Origin of the sequence: Streptomyces sp. NPDC001787 (genome assembly GCF_040297465.1) — a bacterium.
Taxonomy (GTDB): domain Bacteria; phylum Actinomycetota; class Actinomycetes; order Streptomycetales; family Streptomycetaceae; genus Streptomyces.
Genome location: NZ_JBEOZE010000019.1, coordinates 44,404 through 65,800 on the forward strand (window position 1 = coordinate 44,404; position 21,397 = coordinate 65,800).

12 protein-coding genes and 1 riboswitch are annotated in these 21,397 nt (G+C 70.6%); of the genes, 8 read left to right on the forward strand and 4 right to left on the reverse strand.

Annotation, left to right across the window (positions count from 1 at the left end):
* Positions 1-69 precede the first annotated feature (69 nt).
* The 4 genes from ABT170_RS24490 to ABT170_RS24505 all read right to left on the reverse strand — a co-directional run bounded on the left by ABT170_RS24490 (position 70) and on the right by ABT170_RS24505 (position 7,517).
* Positions 70-1,068, reverse strand: a complete 999-nt coding sequence (locus tag ABT170_RS24490; RefSeq protein WP_329943142.1) for an ArsR/SmtB family transcription factor — start codon at positions 1,066-1,068, stop codon at positions 70-72.
* Between the two features lie 210 nt (positions 1,069-1,278).
* Positions 1,279-3,603: a 5-methyltetrahydropteroyltriglutamate--homocysteine S-methyltransferase gene (gene metE / locus ABT170_RS24495; protein ID WP_351870755.1), complete on the reverse strand. Its 2,325-nt coding sequence runs from the start codon at positions 3,601-3,603 to the stop codon at positions 1,279-1,281.
* 161 nt (positions 3,604-3,764) lie between these two features.
* Positions 3,765-3,963: riboswitch (cobalamin riboswitch) on the reverse strand.
* A 159-nt stretch (positions 3,964-4,122) separates the two neighbouring features.
* Positions 4,123-6,285, reverse strand: coding sequence for a DUF6351 family protein (locus tag ABT170_RS24500; RefSeq protein WP_351870757.1), 2,163 nt, complete (start codon positions 6,283-6,285; stop codon positions 4,123-4,125).
* Positions 6,286-6,374: 89 nt separating this feature from the next.
* Positions 6,375-7,517 (reverse strand): mandelate racemase/muconate lactonizing enzyme family protein, encoded by a 1,143-nt coding sequence (locus tag ABT170_RS24505; protein ID WP_329943139.1) that lies wholly within the window; start codon positions 7,515-7,517, stop codon positions 6,375-6,377.
* 233 nt (positions 7,518-7,750) lie between these two features.
* On the opposite strand from ABT170_RS24505, the gene ABT170_RS24510 reads away from it, so the two are divergent.
* From ABT170_RS24510 to ABT170_RS24545, 8 genes are all read left to right on the forward strand, one after another.
* Positions 7,751-8,752, forward strand: a complete 1,002-nt coding sequence (locus tag ABT170_RS24510) for a LacI family DNA-binding transcriptional regulator (protein WP_329943138.1) — start codon at positions 7,751-7,753, stop codon at positions 8,750-8,752.
* Between the two features lie 119 nt (positions 8,753-8,871).
* The gene (locus tag ABT170_RS24515; RefSeq protein ID WP_351870761.1) at positions 8,872-10,212 is read left to right on the forward strand and encodes an ABC transporter substrate-binding protein; all 1,341 of its coding nucleotides are present in this window, start codon (positions 8,872-8,874) and stop codon (positions 10,210-10,212) included.
* Between the two features lie 7 nt (positions 10,213-10,219).
* Positions 10,220-11,170 carry a carbohydrate ABC transporter permease gene (locus ABT170_RS24520; RefSeq protein ID WP_329943136.1) on the forward strand — a complete coding sequence of 317 codons (951 nt, stop codon included), beginning with the start codon at positions 10,220-10,222 and terminating at the stop codon, positions 11,168-11,170.
* The gene (locus ABT170_RS24525) at positions 11,167-12,045 is read left to right on the forward strand and encodes a carbohydrate ABC transporter permease (RefSeq protein ID WP_351870764.1); all 879 of its coding nucleotides are present in this window, start codon (positions 11,167-11,169) and stop codon (positions 12,043-12,045) included. Before ABT170_RS24520 ends, ABT170_RS24525 begins: the two co-directional genes overlap by 4 nt.
* Before the next feature lie 103 nt (positions 12,046-12,148).
* The gene (locus ABT170_RS24530) at positions 12,149-14,440 is read left to right on the forward strand and encodes a hypothetical protein (RefSeq protein WP_329943134.1); all 2,292 of its coding nucleotides are present in this window, start codon (positions 12,149-12,151) and stop codon (positions 14,438-14,440) included.
* Positions 14,441-14,452: 12 nt separating this feature from the next.
* On the forward strand, positions 14,453-16,675 hold the full coding sequence (locus ABT170_RS24535; RefSeq protein ID WP_351870768.1) for an FAD-dependent oxidoreductase: 2,223 nt from the start codon (positions 14,453-14,455) through the stop codon (positions 16,673-16,675).
* Between the two features lie 25 nt (positions 16,676-16,700).
* A complete protein-coding gene (locus ABT170_RS24540; RefSeq protein WP_351870771.1) occupies positions 16,701-17,570 on the forward strand; it encodes an NAD-dependent epimerase/dehydratase family protein in 870 nt (289 codons plus the stop codon).
* Between the two features lie 482 nt (positions 17,571-18,052).
* Positions 18,053-21,397 carry a S8 family peptidase gene (locus ABT170_RS24545; protein ID WP_351870774.1) on the forward strand — a complete coding sequence of 1,115 codons (3,345 nt, stop codon included), beginning with the start codon at positions 18,053-18,055 and terminating at the stop codon, positions 21,395-21,397.

The window sequence follows — 21,397 nt, forward strand, 5'->3', positions numbered from 1 at the left end:
AGCGCCGTAAGCCCAGGCTTACGGCCGGGCCCGCCGCGGCTCGACACGGCCCGGCCCGGCCCCGCCGGGCTACGGTCGGACCGCGCGCTCCTCGGTGGCCAGCAGGGCCCGGCCCTCCGCCGTCGCGACGTGGAAGGCCCGTCCCGCCCTGCGGACGGTGGTGATCAGCCCCGCCGCGCGCAGCACATTGAGGTGCTGGCTGACGGCCGGATGCGTCACATCGAGCAGCCGGGCGGCCTGGACCGTGGAGCAGCCGGTGCGGGCCGCGCGCAGAACCCCCGCCCGGGTGTGACCGAGCAGCGGCCCCAGCGGACCGGTGCCTGTCGTGGCGCGGTCGTCGGAGGCGCTCCCGGCCCAGTCGGCGGTGTGGTGGATGGGGTGGACGAGCACGGGCGGCAGGTCCCCGTCCGCGAGCGTGATCGGTGTGGGCCAGCAGAAGAACGACGGCTGGAGGACAAGTCCCCTGCCGCCCAGGCGCAGTTGCTGATCGACGGGGTAGGTGACCTCCAGTACGGGCGGGCGCCAGCGGAAGTGCGGGCCGAGGCCGGTGAGCAGTCCCTCGGTGCCGCCGTCCAGCAGGCTGTGCAGGCGGAGGGCGCGGTCGGCGTCGATATGGGCGTGCACGCGCTGCCAGTGCGGTTCGAGTGCCTCCAGCCGGTAGGCGTGCAGAGCGTCACCGAGCCGACGGAGGGCTTCGCGGTCCCCTCCGGCCAGGGAGCTCGTCCAGTCCGGGAGCCGGTGCGAGGAGGACAGCTGTGCCAGCTCGGCGCGCAGGCGCGTGCGCGGAGTGCTCATCAGGGTGTCGACCGCTGCCTGCATGGTGGTGCGGTCGCCGGAGGTGGGGGTGAGGAAGTCCGGTGAGTAGCCGCGCGGCGGCAGCAGACTGGACAGCAGCCGGCGTCCGCCCGACAGGCGTGGCCGGGCCCAGCGGCGCCAGGCGCCGAAGACCCTTTCCCCGTCGCGTCGTTGCAGGGTCTGCACGCTGTTGCTGATCTCCCAGAGGAAGTCCGGTCCCGGGGCCACGCGGACCCGGGCCAGATCCTCGGACGTGAAGTGCACCCGCAGCATGGTCGCTCCATCGTGAGGTGAAGGTGTGCCGATACCGACCGCGGTCATTTCCATCGGTTCAATCCCCGTGCGGAGGCGGGGAGTTGTCCGGACACGCCGCCGCACCCCGCAGCGTACCGCCGTTCGGTCGCCGCACGGGCGGGAGCGGATGAGCGCGGGCGCGGCAGGGCCGGGGCGGACACGACGGGTGTCCGCCCCGGCTCCGCGGGATCAGCCGTTCCCGGTGGCCAGCTCCGCGCGGACCTCGCGGGCGGCGGCGACGAGGTTCTCCAGGGAGGCACGGGTCTCGGGCCAGCCGCGGGTCTTCAGGCCGCAGTCGGGGTTGACCCACAGCCGGCCGGCCGGGATGGCCTCAAGTCCTGTACGGAGGAGGGCCGCGGCCTCCTCCGTGCTCGGGACGCGCGGGGAGTGGATGTCGTAGACGCCGGGTCCGGCTTCACGGGGGTAGCCGTGCGCGGCCAGTTCGCGGGCGACCTGCATGTGGGAGCGGGCCGCTTCCAGGCTGATGACATCGGCGTCGAGGTCGTCGATGGCCTCGACGATGTCACCGAACTCGGCGTAGCACATGTGGGTGTGGATCTGGGTGTCCGGACGTACACCGCTCGTGGTGAGGCGGAACGCCTCGGTGGCCCAGGCCAGGTAGGCGTCACGGTCGGCGGCGCGCAGCGGCAGTGTCTCGCGCAGGGCGGGCTCATCGACCTGGATCACCGAGGTGCCCGCGGCCTCCAGGTCGCCGACCTCGTCGCGCAGGGCGAGGGCGACCTGCCGGGCGGTCTCGCCGAGCGGCTGGTCGTCGCGGACGAAGGACCAGGCGAGCATGGTGACCGGGCCGGTGAGCATGCCCTTGACGGGACGGGCGGTCAGCGACTGGGCGTACGCCGTCCACCGGACCGTCATCGGCTCCGGCCTGGAGATGTCGCCCGCGAGCACCGGCGGCCGGACGTAGCGGGTGCCGTACGACTGGACCCAGCCGTGCTGGGTCGCGAGGTAGCCGGTGAGCCGTTCGGCGAAGTACTGCACCATGTCGTTGCGTTCGGGCTCGCCGTGCACCAGGACGTCGAGCCCCGCCTTCTCCTGGAAGGAGAGGACTTCCCGGATCTCGTCCCTGATCCGTTCCTCGTACCCGGCGGTGTCGATCCGCCCGGCCCGCAGGTCGGCGCGAGCGGCGCGCAGCTCATTCGTCTGGGGGAACGAGCCGATGGTCGTCGTCGGCAGCGGCGGGAGCCCGAGGTGCGCGCGCTGGGCGGCGGTCCGCTCCTGGTAGGGCTGCGAGCGCCGTCCGTCCGCGGCGGTGATGGCGGCGGTGCGGGCCCGCACCGCGGGGTCCCTGGTCAGTGCCGATCCGGCGCGGGAGGCGAGGTCGGCGCGGTTCGCCGCGAGTGCGGCGGCGATGGTGTCGGTGCCCCGGGCGAGCCCACGCGCCAGGACGGCGATCTCCCGCGTCTTCTGCCGGGCGAAGGCGAGCCAACGGGCGATCTGCGGGTCGATGTCGCGCTCGGCGGTGGCGTCCAGCGGTACGTGCAGGAGGGAGCAGGAGGCGGAGACGTCCACCCGGCCGGCGAGGCCGAGGAGGGTGCCGAGGGTCGCGAGGGACTTCTCGTAGTCGTTGATCCAGATGTTGCGTCCGTCGACGACGCCCGCGACCAGGCGCTTGCCGGGCAGTCCGCCGGCCGCCGCGAGGTCTTCGAGGTTGGCGCCGCCCGATTCGGTGAAGTCGAGGGCCAGTCCTTCCACCGGCGCCTTGGCCAGCACGCCCAGTGCCTCACCGAGCCGCCCGAAGTACGAGGCGACCAGCAGCTTCGGCCGGTCGGTGGCGGCACCGAGTTCGCGGTAGGCACGGGTGGCGGCGTTCAGCTCGGCGGGGGTGCGGTCCTGGACGAGAGCGGGTTCGTCGACCTGGACCCACTCGGCGCCGGCCGCCCGCAGATCGGCGAGCACCTCGGCGTACACCGGCAGCAGCCGGTCCAGCAGGGTCAGGGGCTCGAAGTCCCCGGACACGCCCGGCGCGGGCTTGGCGAGCAGCAGGTAGGTGACGGGGCCGACGAGGACCGGGCGGGCGGTGTGTCCGAGCGCGAGGGCTTCCTTCAGCTCGGCGACCTGCTTGGCGGAGTGCGCCGTGAACACCGTGTCCGGGCCCAGCTCGGGGACCAGATAGTGGTAGTTGGTGTCGAACCACTTGGTCATTTCCAGCGGTGCGATGTCCTGGGTGCCGCGGGCCATCGCGAAATAGCCGTCCAGCGCGTCCTCCTCGGCGACCGCGCGGTGCCGTTCGGGGACCGCTCCGACCATGACGCTGGTGTCCAGCACATGGTCGTAGTACGAGAAGTCGCCGGACGGCACTTCGTGGATGCCGGCGTCGGCCAGCTGCTGCCAGTTCGACCGGCGCAGATCCACCGCGGTCTCCCGGAGGGCGTCCGCGCTCACGCGGCCCTTCCAGTACCCCTCGACGGCCTTCTTCAGTTCACGGTTCTGTCCCTGGCGGGGGTAGCCGTACACGGTGGCCCGTGCTGCCGCGGCTGCGGGCTTCGCTGTCACAGAACTCTCCTTCGCGAGATGTGTCCTGGATCCCGGTGACGGGACGCGGACGCGAAGGGACGACCGACCGGGCGGACCACGTCGGGGAGTTCTCCCGCACGTGCCGCTCGATATGTACGCCGACCCGCCCACGAGGTCACCGGGATCTCCGCACGCGATCGGTCGCGTACGGGCAACGGGCAGGTCTTCGGACTCGCGGGCACATCTGCCGGGGCAGATCCCTACTGGCCGTCGCTTCCCGGATCCGGCCGGATCCAGTGCGTATGACGGCGTTCGTTCCCACTCACCGCTGCGGGGCAGTCCCGGATTCCCACCGGGTTCCCTCTTACGACGCGTCCCGCCTGGCGGACGGGGGCGAACCAGCTGCGTCCGCCACCCTAAGCGACGGGCGGCGCCCGCACACCCCCGCCCGGATACCGGGACACGTGACGGGCGGGGGTGTGCGGGGAGATGACGGGCACGGTGGAGCGGGAGCGGACACCGGGCCCCGTCGGGACAGCCTTCGGTGCTCGCCCGTCGCTATCCGGTCACCGCGTCGAAGGAGAGCCAGGTACCCATGGGGGCCTGCTGGCCCGCCCCGGGAACGGACCAGTCGCAGACCCCGTACGGGAAGATCCCCGTCAGCTCCTTGAGCTGGGCGTCGGTCACCGGCACCTGGTAGTCGGTGCGGACCACGGGACGCTTGCGGCACTTGACGATGTCGTTGGCCACATCGGCTCCGGCGACCATCCGCGGCGAGGTCCACACCGGGTAGAGGGTGTTGCACTCGGTGTTGCCGATGCCCTCCACCTGGGGTTCCGAGATCTTCTTCGCCCCGATGCCACGGGTCCAGCAGGCGTCCGTGAGTCCCTGCGGCCGGTTGCGGGCGATCCTCTCGATGGGGGCGTCGGTGCCGGGGTCCCCCTTGATGGCGGTGAGCCACTGGTCCATGTCGGCCACCATCCCGGCGAGGGTGAACCCGTGTCCGCTGGAGCGGGTGAGCATGACCTGGTTGGCGTGGGTGCCGTTGGCCTTGTCCAGGCGCGCCCGGGTGGAGAAGGAATGGAAGCGCATGTGCATGTCGCCGGTCGCGGCGTCGTCCGTGTAGTCGCGGTAGTCGATGATCGGGATGTCGGCCAGGCCGGCACCGCCGTTCAGCATGCGGCCGGTGCGGTAGGCGAGCCGAACCGCCTTGAGATCGGCGGCGGTGCGCTGCGCGGTGGGCTTGGCGTCGTCGTCGAGGCCGCCGATGCGCCGGTTGAGGTCGATGAACCGGTCCATGTCGATGGTCCCGTTGTTCAGGGCCTGAAGTCCGTACTGGATACCGGTGTTGTCGAGCGGCCTGCGCGCCTTCCCGGTCTCCGGTACCTCGCCGTAGACGTTCACGGCGTGGCTGTACACATCACAGCGGGCACCGTCCGGGTTGGTGAGGGGGTGGTAGCGCTGCGCCACGGGCAGCTGGGCCGGGCAGTACACCGTGGGGTCGATCCGGCCGGCGGCCCGCGCCAGGCTGCCGATGCTCTCCCACATGCCGAACCCGGAGACCGCCCTCTGCTGCTCCTTGGTGAACGCGTCCGGCGCGACATTCTTGAAGTAGTGGTTCAGGAGCTGGGCGTCGCTGAGCGTCTGGATCGTCCCGAAGCCGACGTCGGGGAAGCTGCAGCCGGAGAGGATGCCGTCCAGCAGGCCCGGGTAGTTGTCGGCGATCTGGTGGGTCTGGTACGAGCCGCCGGAGCAGCCGTTCCCGATGGTGAAGGCCGGCTCGCCGTACGTCTCCACGAAGCGTTCCTTGACCATGCTCATGGTCTCGGCGGCCAGCAGGTCGTTGCAGTTGTTGCCGAAGACGTTCAGCGAGGACGAGGCGACGCCGTAGCCCTTGCTCAGATACGTGTCGTTCATGATGCCGACGGTCTTGCGGCCCTGGACGTACCAGCCGCCGTTGCAGCCCCCGCCGAATCCGTACACGAGGCGTCCGTTCCAGCCCGGCCCGCGCTCCAGCGGGTCGGGGGCGGGGGACAGCGGGTCGTGCAGCACGGCCGTCTCGTAGATGCCGCGGTTGATGGTGCCGGTCTCGACGCGGACGATGTACGGCACCTTCCTGCCCGCGCTCGTCGTGGCGGTCGCCAGGTCGGCGGGACGGTCGTTCACGTCGGGCAGGGCGGCGAACGTGCCGGCCGTGGTGCGGTACATGTAGTCGACGCGGGTCTCGACCGAGCAGTTCGCGTCGGCCGGCTGCCCGAGGGTGGCACCGGTGACCGTCTTGAACTCGGCCGTGTCACAGATGAACGGCTGCTCGTGCGGCCCGGAGAACACCGGCCCCGTGATGGGGTGGTTCTTCAGGGTCAGCTCTCCGCTGTCCGCGCCCTGAGCCGTGGCCGTGAGCCTGTTCTCGCCCTTGGACAGCTCCTTGACCACGCCCATCAGCGCGTTGTCGCCGGACGGCCGGAAGCTGGATGTCACGTCCCGGCCGTCCACCGCGACCCGGATGCTGCCGGCCGCCGCGGACGCGGGCGCCACGACACGTATCAGGGCGTCGTCCCCCGACACCACGTCGGGCCGGGACGACACGGCCGTCACCTGCAGCTTCTCGCTCGCGCGTTCCTGGCTGCCGGCCGGCGTCGCGGACGCGCCGACCAGCACGCCCATGAACGCCACGCCGGCCAGGCCCATCCGGACCGGTCTCGCGGCTCCTGTGAACGACATGACGGAACTCGCCTCACTTCCTGGGGTGGGAAATCGTGTGTGCTGTGCGTACGCGGGCTGCGGCCGGCTCTGCCCGGCCCTGCCCGGGGCTACCAGTTGGTGAACGCCCCGTCCGTCGTACGCAGGTGCGGGCGCTCGGCCGCGTGTGCCTGGTACCGGCGCGCCGCCGCCCGGTCGATGTCGACGCCGATGCCGGGCAGTTCGCTCAGCTCCACCCGCCCCGGCAGGATCGTCGGCCGCGCGGTGAAGAGTGCGGCGATGGCGGGCTCGGGGTCGGTCTGGTGCTCCTGGATGGCCGCGTTGGGGCAGGCCAGGTTGAGCTGGAGCGAGGAGGCCGCGGTGACCGGGCCGAGCGGGTTGTGGGTGGCGAGCTTGATGTGGTGGGTCTCCGCCATCGCCGCGATCTTCTTCGCCTCGGTCAGGCCGGCGGCCACGCCCACGTCCACGCGGGCGTAGTCGATGAGGTCGTCCTCGATCAGCGTCCTGAACTCCCATTTGGAGCCGTACTGTTCACCCGCGGCCAGCGGCACCCCGGTGCGGGCCCGCAGCATGCGGTAGCTGTCCGGGTTCTCACAGCGCAGCGGGTCCTCGACGAAGAACGGCCGGGCCGCCTCGATCTCCCGGCACAGGGTCAGCGCCTCCGGCGGATCCAGGCGCGTGTGGACGTCGAGGATCAGCTCCACCTCATCGCCGACCGCGTCGCGCACCTGGTGGAAGAGGCCGACCGAGTCGCGCAGGCAGCGGCGGGCGTCGAGCGTGCCGTCGGCGTCGTGCGGCGAGGCGAACCGCAGATGACGCCAGCCCTGCGCGACCAGGTCGCGGCAGCGGTCCAGGAACCACTCGCGGTCGTCGTAGCCGTCGCCGACATGCACATAGGCGGGTACGTGATCACGCACCCGGCCGCCGAGCAGTTCGTGCACCGGTACGCCGAGCGCCTTGCCGCGGATGTCCCAGAGGGCCACGTCGACCGCGGCGATGGCGGCGCCGAGTATGCGGTCGGCGGGGAAGAACCCGCGCCGGAACATCACCTGCCAGAGGTGCTCGATACGCCTCGGGTCCTCGCCGACGATCAGCTCCGCGAGGTGCTCCAGACCGCCCGCGACCGCCCGTTGGCGCGACCTGATGCCGACCTCGCCCAGGCCGTGGATGCCCTCGTCGGTGTCGACCACGACCAGCATCATGCTGTCGCCGTGGTCGGGAAGAGTCAGCACTTCCAGGCCGGTGATCTTCATTCCACTCCTCTATGAAAACGTTCCCGCGATTTCAGTGCCGTTCTTGAGGGCACATCATCGACGGCAGTCGAACCGGAGCGCAAGACCCATGCATACAGAAGGTTTTCCTGGATGAAATAGTCCTGACACATCTCTTGACATGCTGTGGGAACGTTCGCAAACATCAACCGCAATCGCAGGATCCAGATGCGAGACGGCCGGGTCACCGGCTCAAGACGACGAGGAGGCCGTCCGTGGCAGTAACGATCCGGGAGGTGGCGAGCGCCGCGGGTGTCTCGGTGTCGACGGTGTCCCGTGCGTTCACCGCACCCGACCAGGTGCAGCCGACGACACGGCAGCGCATCCTCGACGCCGCGGCCAAGCTCGGCTACTCCCCCAACCCGGCTGCCCGTTCACTGCGCGGCGGAGGCACCGGAACGCTCGGCCTGATCGTCCCGGACATCGCCAACCCGTTCTTCCCGCCGATCATCAAGGCGATGCAGGCCCGCGCCCGGCATCTGGGCTATACGGTCCTGGTGGCCGACAGCGACGAGCGCGAGGCGGACGAGCTGGCCGCCATCGCGGCCGTGTCGAAGCGGGTCGACGGCCTGATCCTGTGGGCCTCCACCCTCACCGAGGACCGGCTCCATGAACTCGCGGGCCGGATGCCGCTGGTGGTGGTGAACCGGCATGTGCCGGGCATCCCCGAGGTCCGGATCTCCCTGTCCGCCGGCATCGCGCAGGCCGCCGAGCTGCTGAAGGCGTACGGCCATCGGCGCTGCGTGTTCATCAACGCGTCCCGCGCCGAGCTGAGCCGCGGCAAGTCCATCCAGGAGTCCTTCGAGGCCCTCGACCTGTCCCTGTCCGAGCTGGGACCGTACGAGCCGCGGTTCGAGACGGGCGTGCACGCCGCCACCCTCGTCGCCGCCCACGAGGCGACGGCCGTGATCGCCCACAATGACCTGGTCGCCCTCGGCGTGCTGCACCAGATGGCCAATCTGGGCATGAACGTGCCGCGCGACGTCAGCGTCATCGGCATCGACGACACACTGCTCGCCTCCGTCTCCACCCCCAGCCTGACCACGATCAGGATCGACCCCGAGGAGATCGCCACACGCGCGGGGGACCTCCTGATCGAGACGATCGCGAGCGCGACGGGCCGTACCGGCGGAGGCCCCGGCACCCCATCCCCCGTCGTCGAGATCGGCTCCCGCCTGATCCCCCGCGCCTCGACGGGCCCCGCACCCGCCCACTGATCCACGACGCGCGCCACCCCGGCGCGCCGAACACCCCCTTGCACTGCACCGAGCCCACTCCTGCCCTTCTTGGAGCCGTTATGCCCAGAAACTCCCGCTCTGCAGCCATACTTGGCTGCATGGCGCTGACCGCGACCCTCGCGGGCTGTTCGTCCCTCACCCCGAGCAGCGCCGGCGGGGAAGGCGATCTCGTGCTGCGGGTGCAGGGCATGCCGCCGGCCACCGACAAGCCGGGGGTCGCCCTATTCAAGAAGCAGGTGGCCGACTTCGAGAAGGCCAACCCGGGCATCAAGGTCAAGGGTTCGACCACGGTCTTCGACCCGCTGACGTTCTCCGCGAAGCTGTCCGGCGGCAATGTCGAGGACGTCATCAAGGTGCCGCTGACCGAGCCGCAGCGGCTCATCCAGCAGAAGCAGGTACAGCCGATCACCGGGCAGCTCAAGGAGTGGGAGCACTTCAAGGAGTTCAACCCCCAGGTCCTCCAGCCGCTCACGGACAGTGCCGGCGATGTGTACGGCGTCCCGCAGAATCCTTACGCCCAGGGCCTGGTCTACAACCGCGAGCTCTTCGAGAAGGCCGGCCTCGACCCCGACCGGCCGCCGGCCACCTGGGCACAGGTCCGTACCGCCGCCAAGAAGATCAGCGACAGTACCGGCAGGGCGGGCTTCGTCCACGAGTCGAAGGACAACCAGGGCGGCTGGCAGCTGACGATGCTGTCGTACGCCTTCGGCGGCGAGCTGCAGAAGGCGGAGGGCGGCACCTACACCGCCACGCTCACCGGGGAGCCGACGAAGAAGGCGCTGGAGCTGCTCAAGGACATGCGCTGGAAGGACGACTCGCTCGGCAAGACCCTCCTCAACAACCAGAACGACGTGATCAAGCAGTTCGCGGCCGGGCAGGTCGGCATGTTCATGGGCAGCCCGGGGACGTACCGACTGGCGAAGATGCAGTTCGGCATGGAGAACACCGACGCCTTCGGAGTGGCCCCGATGCCGCAGTCCGGCGGCAACGCGACACTCACCGGCGGCGACATCTACATGGTCCCCAAGTCCGCCGACAAGAAGCACGCGGCAGCCGCGGTCGACTGGCTGACCTTCGCCTACGCCAAGCCGCAGTACAGCACCGACATGGCCGCCGAGCAGGCCAAGGCGCTCTCCGCCGACCCGAAGTCCGCGGTGGGCGTGCCGACGCTGCCGGTCTTCGACCAGGCGCGGCAGACCGAGATCGACGCCGCGATCAAGCCGTACGTCAATGTGAAGCTCCAGAACTTCAAGCCGTACACCGACGGTCTCGCCACGCTGAAGCTGAAGCCGGAGCCGCCGTTCCAGGCGCAGACGCTGTACACCGCGCTCGACCCGGTGGTCCAGGCGGTCCTCACCAAGCGCGACGCGGACATCGACTCCCTCCTGGCCTCGGCCGAGAAGGACGTCAATGCCAAGCTCGCCGCGGACCAGAAGTAGCCGGCCCATGGCCCTGCTCACTCCCTCCCGGCACCCGGCCGCCGCGTCCAAGGAACCCGCGCCGCGGACCCCGCCGCGGCGGCGGCGCGGCACCGGCGCCCGCAAGCAGCTCACGGCCTGGCTGTTCCTCGTTCCCGCACTGCTGGTCTTCGGGCTCTTCGCCTGGTGGCCGATCGTGCGCAGCCTGCTGATCAGCTTCCAGAAGACCAACCTGGTCGATCCCGCGGTCTGGGTCGGCCTGGACAACTTCCGTGCCCTGTTCGACGATCCGCTGCTCGCCACCGCTGTCGGGAACACCCTGTTCTTCGTGGGCCTCGGCCTGCTGATCGGCTTCCCGGCGCCGCTGGTCCTGGCCGCGATCATGTCGACGGTGCGGCGCGGCGCGGGCGTCTACCGCTTCCTGGTGTATCTGCCGGTGGTCATCCCGCCGGTGGTGGCGATCCTCCTCTGGAAGTGGTTCTACGATCCCGGGAGCGGGCTCTTCAACAACGTCCTCGGCAAGGTCGGGCTCGGCCCGTACTCATGGCTGGAGTCCTCCGACAGCGCCATGCTCTCGCTGGTCCTGGAGTCCACCTGGGCAGGCATGGGCGGCGCCGTCCTGATCTACCTCGCGGCGATGGTCGGCATCCCCGGCGAACTCTACGAGGCCGCCGAGGTGGACGGTGCCGGGATCTGGCGGCGGATCTGGCATGTGATGCTCCCCCAGCTGAGGTCGGTCATCGGCCTGTTGCTGCTCGTCCAGCTGATCAACACGGTGCAGGTCTTCACCGAGCCGTACGTCTTCACCGGCGGCGGACCCGACAACTCCACCCTCACGGTCCTGCTGCTGATCTTCCGCTACGCCTTCCAGGACGGCGAGTACGGCCAGGCCGCCGCGCTCTCCTTCCTGATGGTGCTCGCCCTCGCCCTGCTCTCCGGGGTCTATCTGCGGGCAACCCGCAGCTGGAGCACGTCATGACCACGCTCACCACCTTCGTCTCCACCAGCGACCGCCAGCGCCCCGGCGTGCGCGCCGCAGTGCGCTCCATCCAGGTACTCACCCTGATCCTGCTGCTGCTCATCGGCATCGGACCGCTGTACTGGATGGTCAAGGGCGCGGTCTCACCGCCCACCGAGCTCACCACCCAGCCCCTGGCCCTCTGGCCCGACCGGCCGGCCCTGGGCAACTTCTCGACGGCGTACACCGATCTGAGCGTCGGCCGCTATCTGATGAACACCTTCCTGGTGGTCGGCGGATCATGGTTCGTCCAGCTCTTCGTCTCGGCCACGGCGGGCTTCGCCCTGTCGGTGCTCAGGCCGAAATTCGGCAAGGTCATCTACGGGGCGATCCTCGCCACGATGTTCGTGCCGTACACGGTGAACATGGTCAGCCTCTTCATGACCGTGATCGATGTGCCGTTCCTGCACCTCAACCTGGGCGACACCTACTGGGCGATCTGGTTGCCGGCCGGGACGAACGCCTTCACGGTGCTGCTCGCCAAACAGTTCTTCGACGCGCTGCCCAAGGAGCTGTTCGACGCGGCGCGGGTCGACGGGGCGAGCACCTGGCAACTGCTGACCAAGATCGTGCTGCCCATGAGCAAGCCGGTGATCGCCGTGATCAGTCTGCTCGCGGTGATGCACTCCTGGAAGGACTTCATCTGGCCGCTGGTGGCCATCACCGACCCCGAGAAGCAGCCGATCAGCGTCGCTCTCGCCCAGCTCGCCACACAGGCCCCGCAGGACCAGCTGATCGCCGCGATGGTGCTCGCCGTCGCCCCGCCGGTGCTCGTCTTCGTCGTCTGCCAGAAGTACATCGTCGCCGGACTCGGCTTCACCGGAGTCAAGGGCTGAGTTCCGCCGGGACCGGCAGCCGGTCCCGCAGCACCCGCACCACACCTTCCGCTCCGAATCATCCGGAACATCCGGACACCCCGACCAAGAGAAGGGCACCTCCATGTCAGTCGCCCGTCGCAGATTCATCCAGGGCACGGCCGTCGCCACCGGCGCCGCGCTGCTGCCGGCCGTACCCGCACACGCCGCCGACCCGGTCACCATCGAGGCCGACGGCATCACCCTGGTCGGACGCGGCGACGGCAGCGTCCTCGTACGGGACGGCGCGGGCACCGACCGCGTCCTGCTCAGCCACTTCATGTTCAAGGACTCCGCGCTCGGCCAGCAGCGCACCTTCGGCGGTACGCCCGCCCGGATCACGCTCCCCGACGGACGGCCCGCGATCCAGGTCACGTACACGATGGCGAGCGGCACCGCCGGAATCACGGTGCGCGGCACCTTCGACGTCACCCCTCGCAAGGCGCACATGAAGTGGGAGGTCGGCGGCTCCAGCACGCTCACCCCGGCCGGCTTCATGTTCTCCCGCACGGTGTACGAAGCGAGCGCGGCGGAGTCGTACGAGGCACTGACCGTCTGGGAGCGGGACGCCCGGGGCGGCATCCCGTACGAGGTGAACGCGGGCGGCGCGTACGTGGAGACATGGGCGGGATCGAAGGGCTTCTTCTGCCTCCCCTCCACCAACCCCGCGAACACGAACGCCACCTGGATCCATTCCCCCGGCACCTCGACCGGCGCGAGCACCGCGGTCACCGAGGCCGATCTGGTCCTCGGCGATCTGCGGCCGCGCGGGGCGGGGGCGCTCGCCGCCAAGAGGCCCCTCGGCGTGGAGGTGTGGACCGACCAGCCGTTCAACCTCTACAAGGCGGCCGGGCAGACGATGACGCTCAAGGCGCAGGTCGTCAACGGATCCGCCACCACCAGGTCGGTGGAACTCACCTGGTGGGCACGGGACTTCGGCGGCAAGAAGCTCGCCGGTGGAACGCTCTGCAAGAGCCTGGCGCCGGGCGCCGCCTGGGATGCCTCCTTCCCCGTGACCTCGCCCTCGCAGAACATCGTGTTCACCCAGGTGGAAGCGGTCAGCGGCAGTGACAGGGCACTGGCCCGCACGAATCTGAGCGTGCTCCCGGAGTTCACGTACAAGGCGGGCAAGGAGTCGATGTTCGGCCTCGCCAACTACCCCTGGCTGCTCAAGCCCAGCAGGGAGGCCGTACTCGATCTGGTCAGGACACTCGGCATCAAGTGGATCCGGATCGCCTACGCGGGCGCCCCGGGCATCGACACCGCGACCCTGGACGCGAACGGCATCGGGCACAACGTCGAGCTGAGCGGCATCCCCGTGGGCGGCAGTCCGGCGCAGATCGCGGCCTGGGCCGACACGAACGTCGCCAAGGCCCTGGACGCCGAGGCCGAGTACTTCGAGGTGAGCAACGAGGTCAACCAGCCCTGGATGTCGGGCCGCGGCGCCGACGCCTATGTCCGGGACGGTCTGCGCCAGGTCACCACGCGCCTCGACGCGGCGGGCTCGCGGATGAAGGTCATGAACGCCGGCCTCGGCGGCATGGACTACGTATGGACCAAGAACTTCCATGACGCGGGCGGCTGGGACCTCATCGACGCCTTCGCCTTCCACCCCGGCCGGGGCAACTTCACGCCCGACTTCGCCCCGCCGCCGGAGGAGTGGACGCAGGGCTCGGCCGGCACGTACTGGAACTTCCTGGGCGCGCTGCGCAAGGCGAACCAGGTCCTCCAGGAGTACGGCGGCGACAAGGAGCTGTGGCTCACGGAGGCGTACGCGCCGACCCGGCCCAACGCGTGGTGGAGCGACACCTACCGGCACGCTGCGGAGAACACGCTGCTCACGCTCGCTCTCGCCAAGGCCGAGAACGTGCGGGCCGTCAACTGGTACCAGCTGCACGACTCGACGATCCACCACCCCCAGGAGGCCGACCCGGCCAACGCCGAGTACCACTACGGCCTGATGAACCGCGACACCAGCGCCAAGCCCTCGCTCCTGGCCTTCGCGACCGCCGCCCGGGTCCTGGACGAGGCGGAGTTCGTCCGGCACCTCTCCTTCGCGGACAAGGACATCAAGGGGCTCCTCTTCACCACCCCCGGCGGACCGGTGTCGGTCATCTGGAACCGCAAGGACGGCTACACCCTCAACACCGAGCACGGCGAGGATCCCTGGTACGCGTCGCCGGAGCCCTGGGTCGACACCTGGACGACCAGGACCGCGGTCGTCGCCCACTCGGGCATGGTCGACGGCACGGTGCGGGAACTGAACTGCATCGGCCAGGAACGCACTCTGAAGGCCTCCGGCGGCAAGGTCACCCTCACCCTCGACGGTGCCCCGCGCGTCTACTACGGCCTCGCAGCCAATCCCGACTGGAAGTAAGTGACGTACGACATGAGGAACGAAACCGCACGGCACGACATCACCGTCGTCGGCGGCGGCCTGGCCGGGGTGTGCGCGGCGATCGCCGCGGCCCGGCTGGGCCGGAGCGTGGCGCTGATCAACAACAGGCCGGTGCTCGGCGGCAACGCGAGCAGCGAGGTCCGGGTATGGGTGTGCGGCGCGACCGGCCACGGCAAGAATCACCATGCCCGTGAGGGCGGCATCATGGGCGAGCTGCTCGTGGAGAACCAGTTCCGCAATCCGGACGGCAACCCCTACTACTGGGATGCCGTGGTCCTGGACGCCGTGCGCGCCGAGCCCGGCATCACGCTCTACCTCAACACCGACGTGCGCGAGGTCGACGCCGAAGGCCCGGACGAGGCCCGGCGGATCACCTCGGTCACCGGCTGGATGATGGGCTCGGAGCGGCGGATACGCTTCGAGAGCTCCCACTTCCTCGACTGCACGGGAGACGGCCTGATCGGCCACCTGGCGGGCGCCCACCACCGGATCGGCCGGGAATCCCGCGCCGAGTACGACGAGGCATGGGCCCCGGAGACGGCCGACGGCATCACGCTGGGCTCGACCCTCCTCTTCTACACGAAGGACGCCGGCCGCCCGGTCAAGTTCGTGCCGCCGGACTTCGCCAAGGACATCACCGAAACCTCGATCCCGCAGCGCCGCATCATCAAGGCGGGCGACAACGGCTGCGCGTACTGGTGGATCGAGTTCGGCGGCGAGCTCGACACCGTCCACGACAACGAGCGCATCCGCGACGAACTGTGGTCGGTGATCTACGGCATCTGGGACCACATCAAGAACTCCGGCGAGTTCGACGCGGCGAACATGACCCTGGAGTGGGTGGGCTCGGTCCCCGGCAAGCGGGAGTACCGGCGCTTCCTCGGCGACTACGTCCTGCACCAGGGCGACATCCTCGGCCAGACCGAGTTCGCCGACCGGGTCGCCTTCGGCGGCTGGTCGATCGATCTGCATCCGCCGCAGGGCATGTATGCCACCGAAGCGGGCGCCAGACAGCTCTACGCGGACGGCATTTACCACATTCCGTACCGCAGCCTCTACTCGGTGAACACCGAGAACCTGCTCTTCGCCGGGCGCAACATCTCCGCCAGCCATGTCGCCTTCGGCTCGACCCGGGTCATGGCGACCTGCGCCACCATCGGCCAGGCGGCCGGTACGGCGGCGGCACTCTGCGCCACCGGGGAGGTCACCCCGCGCGAACTCCCCGTACCCGAGCTGCACCGGGCGCTGCTGCGCCAGGATGCCTCGCTCATCGGCCTCGCCTCGACGGACCCGGACGACCTGGCCCTGCGGGCGACGGTCACGGCGTCGTCCACCCTGAGCGGCCTGGCGGTCGAGGAGTCCGACGAGCGATGGCCGCTCACGGCGGACGCGGGACTCGTCCTCCCCGCCGACCCGGACCTCTGCGGGGTGGAACTGCTCATCGACGCCGACCGCGACACCGAGATCGTGATCGACCTGTACGACCCCGAACTCGGCCAGAACTACGTCCCGCGCCGCCTCGTCGGCTCCACCACCCTGCCCGTCGCCGCCGGTGCCCGCCAGTGGCTCAGGACCGGCCTGGACTGGTCTCCCGAGACCCCGCGCAACGCCTTCCTGGTCGTCCGCGCCAACGACGCCCTCGCCCTGCACCGCTCCGACCGGCCGACCCCCGGCGTTCTGTGCTTCACCCATGTCCCGCCGCGCCCGTCGGACGAATCACCGCAGTTGCTGCGCGAGTGGACGGACAAGGGTCTGCTGCGCCGCACCTTCTGCTTCCGCGCGGGACGGAGCGCGGCCTACTCCCCCGCCAGGGTCGTCGACGGCTACGCCCGCCCGTACGCGGGACCGCACATGTGGGTCTCCGCGCCACTGGCCGACGCCCCCTCCCCCTGGCTGGAGCTGGCCTGGCCCGAACCCGTCACCCTGAGCCGGATCGAGGTCATCGCCGACGACGACGTCAACGAGGACCTGATCAACCTGCACCACCACCGCACCCCCTTCGACACCCTCCCCACCCTCCTGCGCGACTACCGCGTCGAGGCACGGGAGACCGACGGTAACTGGCGCGAAATCGCCCATGTGGCGCAGAATCGGCGGCGACGGCTGACGCACACGCCGGCGGAGCCGCTGACCACATCGGCGATCCGGATCGTCGTCGAAGCCACCAACGGGGCGGCGTCGGCGCACATCGTCGCCGTGCGCGCCTACGAGTAGAAGAACCGACGCAGGGAGTGACTGGATGGTCGTCAGAGCGATGGTCACCGGGGCCGCCGGGCGGATCGGGCGAGCGGTCCTCGCGCTGCTCGCCGAGCGCGGGATCGAGGCGAACGCCCTGGTCCTCGATGATCCCGGCGACCTCGCGGCGCGCCTGGTCGTGACCGGCGACGCGACCGACCCGAAGACCGTACGGGCGGCCCTGGAGGGCGCCGACGCGGTCATCCATCTGGCGGCCATCCCCACTCCCGCGCGCAACACCGCACTTGAGGTCTTCGGGGGCAACAGCCTCGCCACCTTCACCGTCCTGGAGGAGGCCGGTCTGGCCGGGATCCGGCACGCGGCGGTGGCGAGCTCCTGGGGGGTCACGGGCCTGCCCTGGACGGACGCCGAGGATCCGCATCCAGCGTACGCACCGGTCGACGAGGCGATGGCCTCCCAGGTGGCCGACCCCTACGGCCTCTCCAAGCAGGTCGACGAGCTGACGGCGCGGATGATGGCACGGCGGCACGGGATGAGCGTGGTGTGCCTGCGCTATCCGTTCGTGGGCGGCTTCGAGGAACGGCTGCACGCGCAGGCCGCCCGCCTCACGGCCGACCCCGGCGCCGGGGCGCGGGAGCTGTGGACCTACCTGGAGGTCCACGACGCGGCGAGGGCCGCCCTGCTGGCCCTGGACGTACCCGGCCGTGCGGCGCACGCGGTACACCTCTGCGCCCCCGAGATCATCGTGCCGTACCCCACGGAGGAACTGCTGCGGCGCTACCACCCCACCACCGTGCTGCGGCGCCCGCTGCCGGGCCGCACGGCGCCGGTCGACACCTCGGCCGCGCGCCGGCTGCTCGGATTCACGGCACACAACCTCCTCGGCGGCGGCGGGGCGTCCGGCCCGAGTTGAGGCCGCGGCGGCCACCGGGCCACCGCCTCATCCGCACCCGCTCGTCAGGCGCTGTCCGAGGTCGCGGTGACGATCCCGGCCAGGCGTCTTGAGGATCGGCCGGACACATCGGCCGGACACATCGGCCGGCCTTCTTCCCGGACGACGACGCCGGACGACGACGCCGGACGGCTCGACGCGCCGGCCGGCGGGCGGACGGTCGCCCCGTTCCCGGGGCGGCCGGCCGCGTCCGTCCGGACACCGCCCTTGACCTGACGGTCGGTCCGGCCCGCGTTCGCGTCCACCGGACCCCGCCGGTCCGGGGCGGACAGACCCTCGCGAGCGGGCCGGACCGGGCCGAACCAGCTGTTACACAACGATCATTGAGTGCCTTCGAACCGCCTCGGCATACTTCAGAGCCCCGGGGTCGTACGCATATTCGAGCACGCCCCGGTGCGGGCCGGGCCCTCGCCCGCCCGATCCACTCCTGAGCAGGGGCAATCTTGCGTAAACGATCAAAGAAGGCGTACGCCGTCGTCGCCGCGGCCGCCGTCGTCCTCACCGCGGGCATGACCGGCCCGGCGGCGGCGCGGCCCGGCGGCCCGGACACGGCGTCCCCGGTCAGCGCCAAGGACTCGGGGACAGCCGGCAGTGCCACGCACACCGTCACCCTGATCACCGGCGACCGGGTCCTCGTGGACTCCCGCGGCCGGGTCGGCGGTATCCAGCGGGCGAAGGGCCGGGAGGACATCCCCTTCTTCACCCAGACCTACGGCGGCCGTACCTACGTGGTGCCGCGTGACGCCCGGCGGCTGATCGCCGACGGCACGCTGGACCAGCGGCTGTTCGACATCACCGCACTCGCCGGGCCGGAGAGCCGCAAGGCGAACCGGGCCGGGCTCAAAGTGATCGTCGGCTACCGGGGAGCGGCGGCCAAGTCCGCCCGCGCCGGGGTGCGTTCGTCCGACGGCACCACCGTCCGCCGGACGCTGTCGGCCCTCGACGCCGATGCCGTCACCACCGCGGCTGCCACCGACAGCACAGGCACGCTGTGGGACGCCCTGACCCGTCGGCAGCGCGACGGTTCGGCGGCCACGACCTCCGGCATCGCGCGGATCTGGCTGGACGGCGTGCGCAAGGCGTCGCTCGACCACAGCACCGGTCAGATCGGCGCCCCGGCGGCCTGGGCCCGCTCGTACGACGGCACGGGTGTCAAGATCGCCGTCGTGGACACCGGGATCGACGCCACCCACCCGGATCTGGCGGGCCGGGTGGTGGCGGAGCAGAACTTCAGCGCCTCCCCGGACGCCAAGGACCGTGTCGGACACGGCACGCATGTGGCCTCCACCGCGGCCGGTACGGGAGCGAAGGACGCCCGGTTCAAGGGCGTGGCGCCCGGGGCCCGGCTGATCAGCGCCAAGGTGCTGGACGACCACGGCGTCGGTGACGACTCCGGCATCCTCGCGGGGGTCGACTGGGCCGTCGCGCAGGGTGCCGACATCGTCAACATGAGCCTGGGCAGCCCCGACACCGCGGGAATCGACCCGCTGGAAGCCCAGGTCAACAAGATCTCCGCGGAGAAGGGCGTCCTGTTCGCGATAGCCGCGGGCAACAGCGGACCGGCGCGGGGCACCGTCGCCTCGCCGGGCAGCGCCGACGCGGCCCTGACGGTCGGCGCCGTCGACGACGACGACCTGATCGCCGACTTCTCCGGCGTCGGACCCCGCACCGGGGACAACGCCGTCAAGCCCGACATCACCGCGCCGGGCGTGGAGATCACGGCCGCCGCGGCGGCCGGCGTCCCGGACCAGAGCCCCCCGGGCTACGTCAGCCAGAGCGGTACGTCGATGGCGACCCCGCACGTCGCGGGCGCCGCGGCGATCCTCAAGCAGAAGAACCCCACCTGGACGGGCGCACAGATCAAGGCCGTCCTGACGGGCTCGGCCAAGGGCGGCTCCCACACGGTCTTCCAGCAGGGCGCGGGCCGGCTCGCCGTCGACAGGGCGATCGACCAGAGCCTCGTCTCCGAGCCGGGCTCGGTCAGTCTGGGCACCCAGCAGTGGCCCCACACCGACGACACACCCGTCACCGAGCAGGTGACGTACAGGAACAACGGCACCGCCGAGGTGACGCTGGACCTGTCGCTGGAGGCGCCCCTCGGCGGCGACGGAAAGCCCGCCCCGGCCGGGTTCTTCAGCCTCGAAGCGCAGCGGGTCACGGTCCCGGCGGGCGGCACCGCCGCTGTGGACCTGACGGCCGACACCCGGCTCGGCGGAACGGTCGACGGCTCGTACTCGGCCACCGTCGTCGCGTCCGGAGGCGGCCAGGCCGTGCGCACCGCGGTGGCGGTGGAGCGGGAGAGCGAGTCGTACGAGGTCACCTTCAAGACCATCGGACGGGACGGTGCGCCCAGCACCGGCTGGCAGGCCGACCTGAAGGGCTACCGCGAATCCGCGGCGGGCCAGCGGTTCTTCCCGGACCTGTCCTCGGGCTCCACCACGGTCCGGCTGCCGCGCGGCACCTACAGCCTCGCCGCCGACATGCTGGTCGACCCCGCGGCCCCGCACAAGGGCGCCGACCTGATCAACAACCCGCAGCTCTCGGTGACCGGTCCCACCACCGTCACCCTGGACGCCCGGACCACCCGGCCCGTGGACTTCAAGGTGCCGGACGCGGCCGCACGCTTCACGCGCGCCGGAATGATGTACACCCTGAGCACGCCCGAGACCTTCATCATCGAGGGCGGCGAGTTCAGCGGCTTCGACAACCTGCGCACCGCGTACCAGGGTCCCAGGATGGACGAAGGCGCCCTCGCCCAGCAGTGGTCCGCGAACTGGGAGCAGGGCACCAGCGAATACAACGTCCTCACCGGCGGCCCGGTCCGCGAGCTGGCCACCGGCTACAGCAAGACCTACGCGGCCAAGGACATGGCCCTGGTGAAGACGAGGATCGGCTCCTCCGTACCCGGCCTCGACGCCGTCATCGCGGCGCACGGCATCCTGGACTACGGCGGCGGCGTCGACGCCCCCTACTCCCTGCTGCCCGCACCGGGCACGCGGAAGGTCTATCTGTCCACGGCCGACGGAGCCTCCTGGAACATCGTCGCGGGTGTCCTGGGCGAGAAGGACCCGACGGGCTACCGCTCCCTGGACTCGGCGTACGAACTCGGCGCGCCGCAGCGGTTCGTGGCGGGGAAGACGTACACCGAGGACTTCAACATCGGTGTTCCGGGTCCGCGGATGAACGCGGGCGACGGGATCGTACGCGACGGCGACGACATCTACGGCGCGTTCCCGCTGGTCAGTGATGGGGCAGGCCATTCCGGGTTCGCCCGGTACGCCAGTGCCGAGACCACCATCCACCGCAACGGCGAGCTGTACGTGCGCAAGAACGCCGCCATCGACGAGGAGCCCTTCACGCTGCCGGCGGACTCCGCCACGTACACGGTGTCGACCACCATCAGCCGGAACCGGACGATCAACCGCACCGGGACCCGGATCGACGCCTCGTGGACCTTCGACTCGGCCCACACCGCGAGCCCGGCCGAGCTGCCGGTCTCCACGGTCCGTTTCCTGCCGCAGCTCGCGCCGGACTCCACCGTCCCGGCGGGGGGCAAGCAGACCTTCCCCGTCGCGGTACAGGGAGCGGCGGCCGGCGCCAACCTGAAGACCCTGCGGGTCCAGGTGTCGTACGACGGAACGACGTGGCTGTCCGTCCCGGTCAGCGCGGACAAGATCACGGTGCGCGCCCCGGCGAAGGACAAGGCGATCTCGCTGAAGGCCGTCGTGACCGACAAGGCCGGCAACCGGTCGACGGTCACGATCCACAACGCCTTCTTCGGAAAGTGA

Excerpts from the sequence above, each read along its gene's own strand:
- ABT170_RS24540 (WP_351870771.1), top strand. The coding sequence starts at position 16,701 with ATGGTCGTCAGAGCGATGGTCACCGGGGCCGCCGGGCGGATCGGGCGA.
- ABT170_RS24530 (WP_329943134.1), top strand. The coding sequence starts at position 12,149 with ATGTCAGTCGCCCGTCGCAGATTCATCCAGGGCACGGCCGTCGCCACC.
- ABT170_RS24515 (WP_351870761.1), top strand. The coding sequence starts at position 8,872 with ATGGCGCTGACCGCGACCCTCGCGGGCTGTTCGTCCCTCACCCCGAGC.
- ABT170_RS24520 (WP_329943136.1), top strand. The coding sequence starts at position 10,220 with ATGGCCCTGCTCACTCCCTCCCGGCACCCGGCCGCCGCGTCCAAGGAA.
- ABT170_RS24500 (WP_351870757.1), bottom strand. The coding sequence starts at position 6,285 with ATGTCGTTCACAGGAGCCGCGAGACCGGTCCGGATGGGCCTGGCCGGC.
- ABT170_RS24490 (WP_329943142.1), bottom strand. The coding sequence starts at position 1,068 with ATGCTGCGGGTGCACTTCACGTCCGAGGATCTGGCCCGGGTCCGCGTG.
- ABT170_RS24535 (WP_351870768.1), top strand. The coding sequence starts at position 14,453 with ATGAGGAACGAAACCGCACGGCACGACATCACCGTCGTCGGCGGCGGC.
- ABT170_RS24525 (WP_351870764.1), top strand. The coding sequence starts at position 11,167 with ATGACCACGCTCACCACCTTCGTCTCCACCAGCGACCGCCAGCGCCCC.
- ABT170_RS24505 (WP_329943139.1), bottom strand. The coding sequence starts at position 7,517 with ATGAAGATCACCGGCCTGGAAGTGCTGACTCTTCCCGACCACGGCGAC.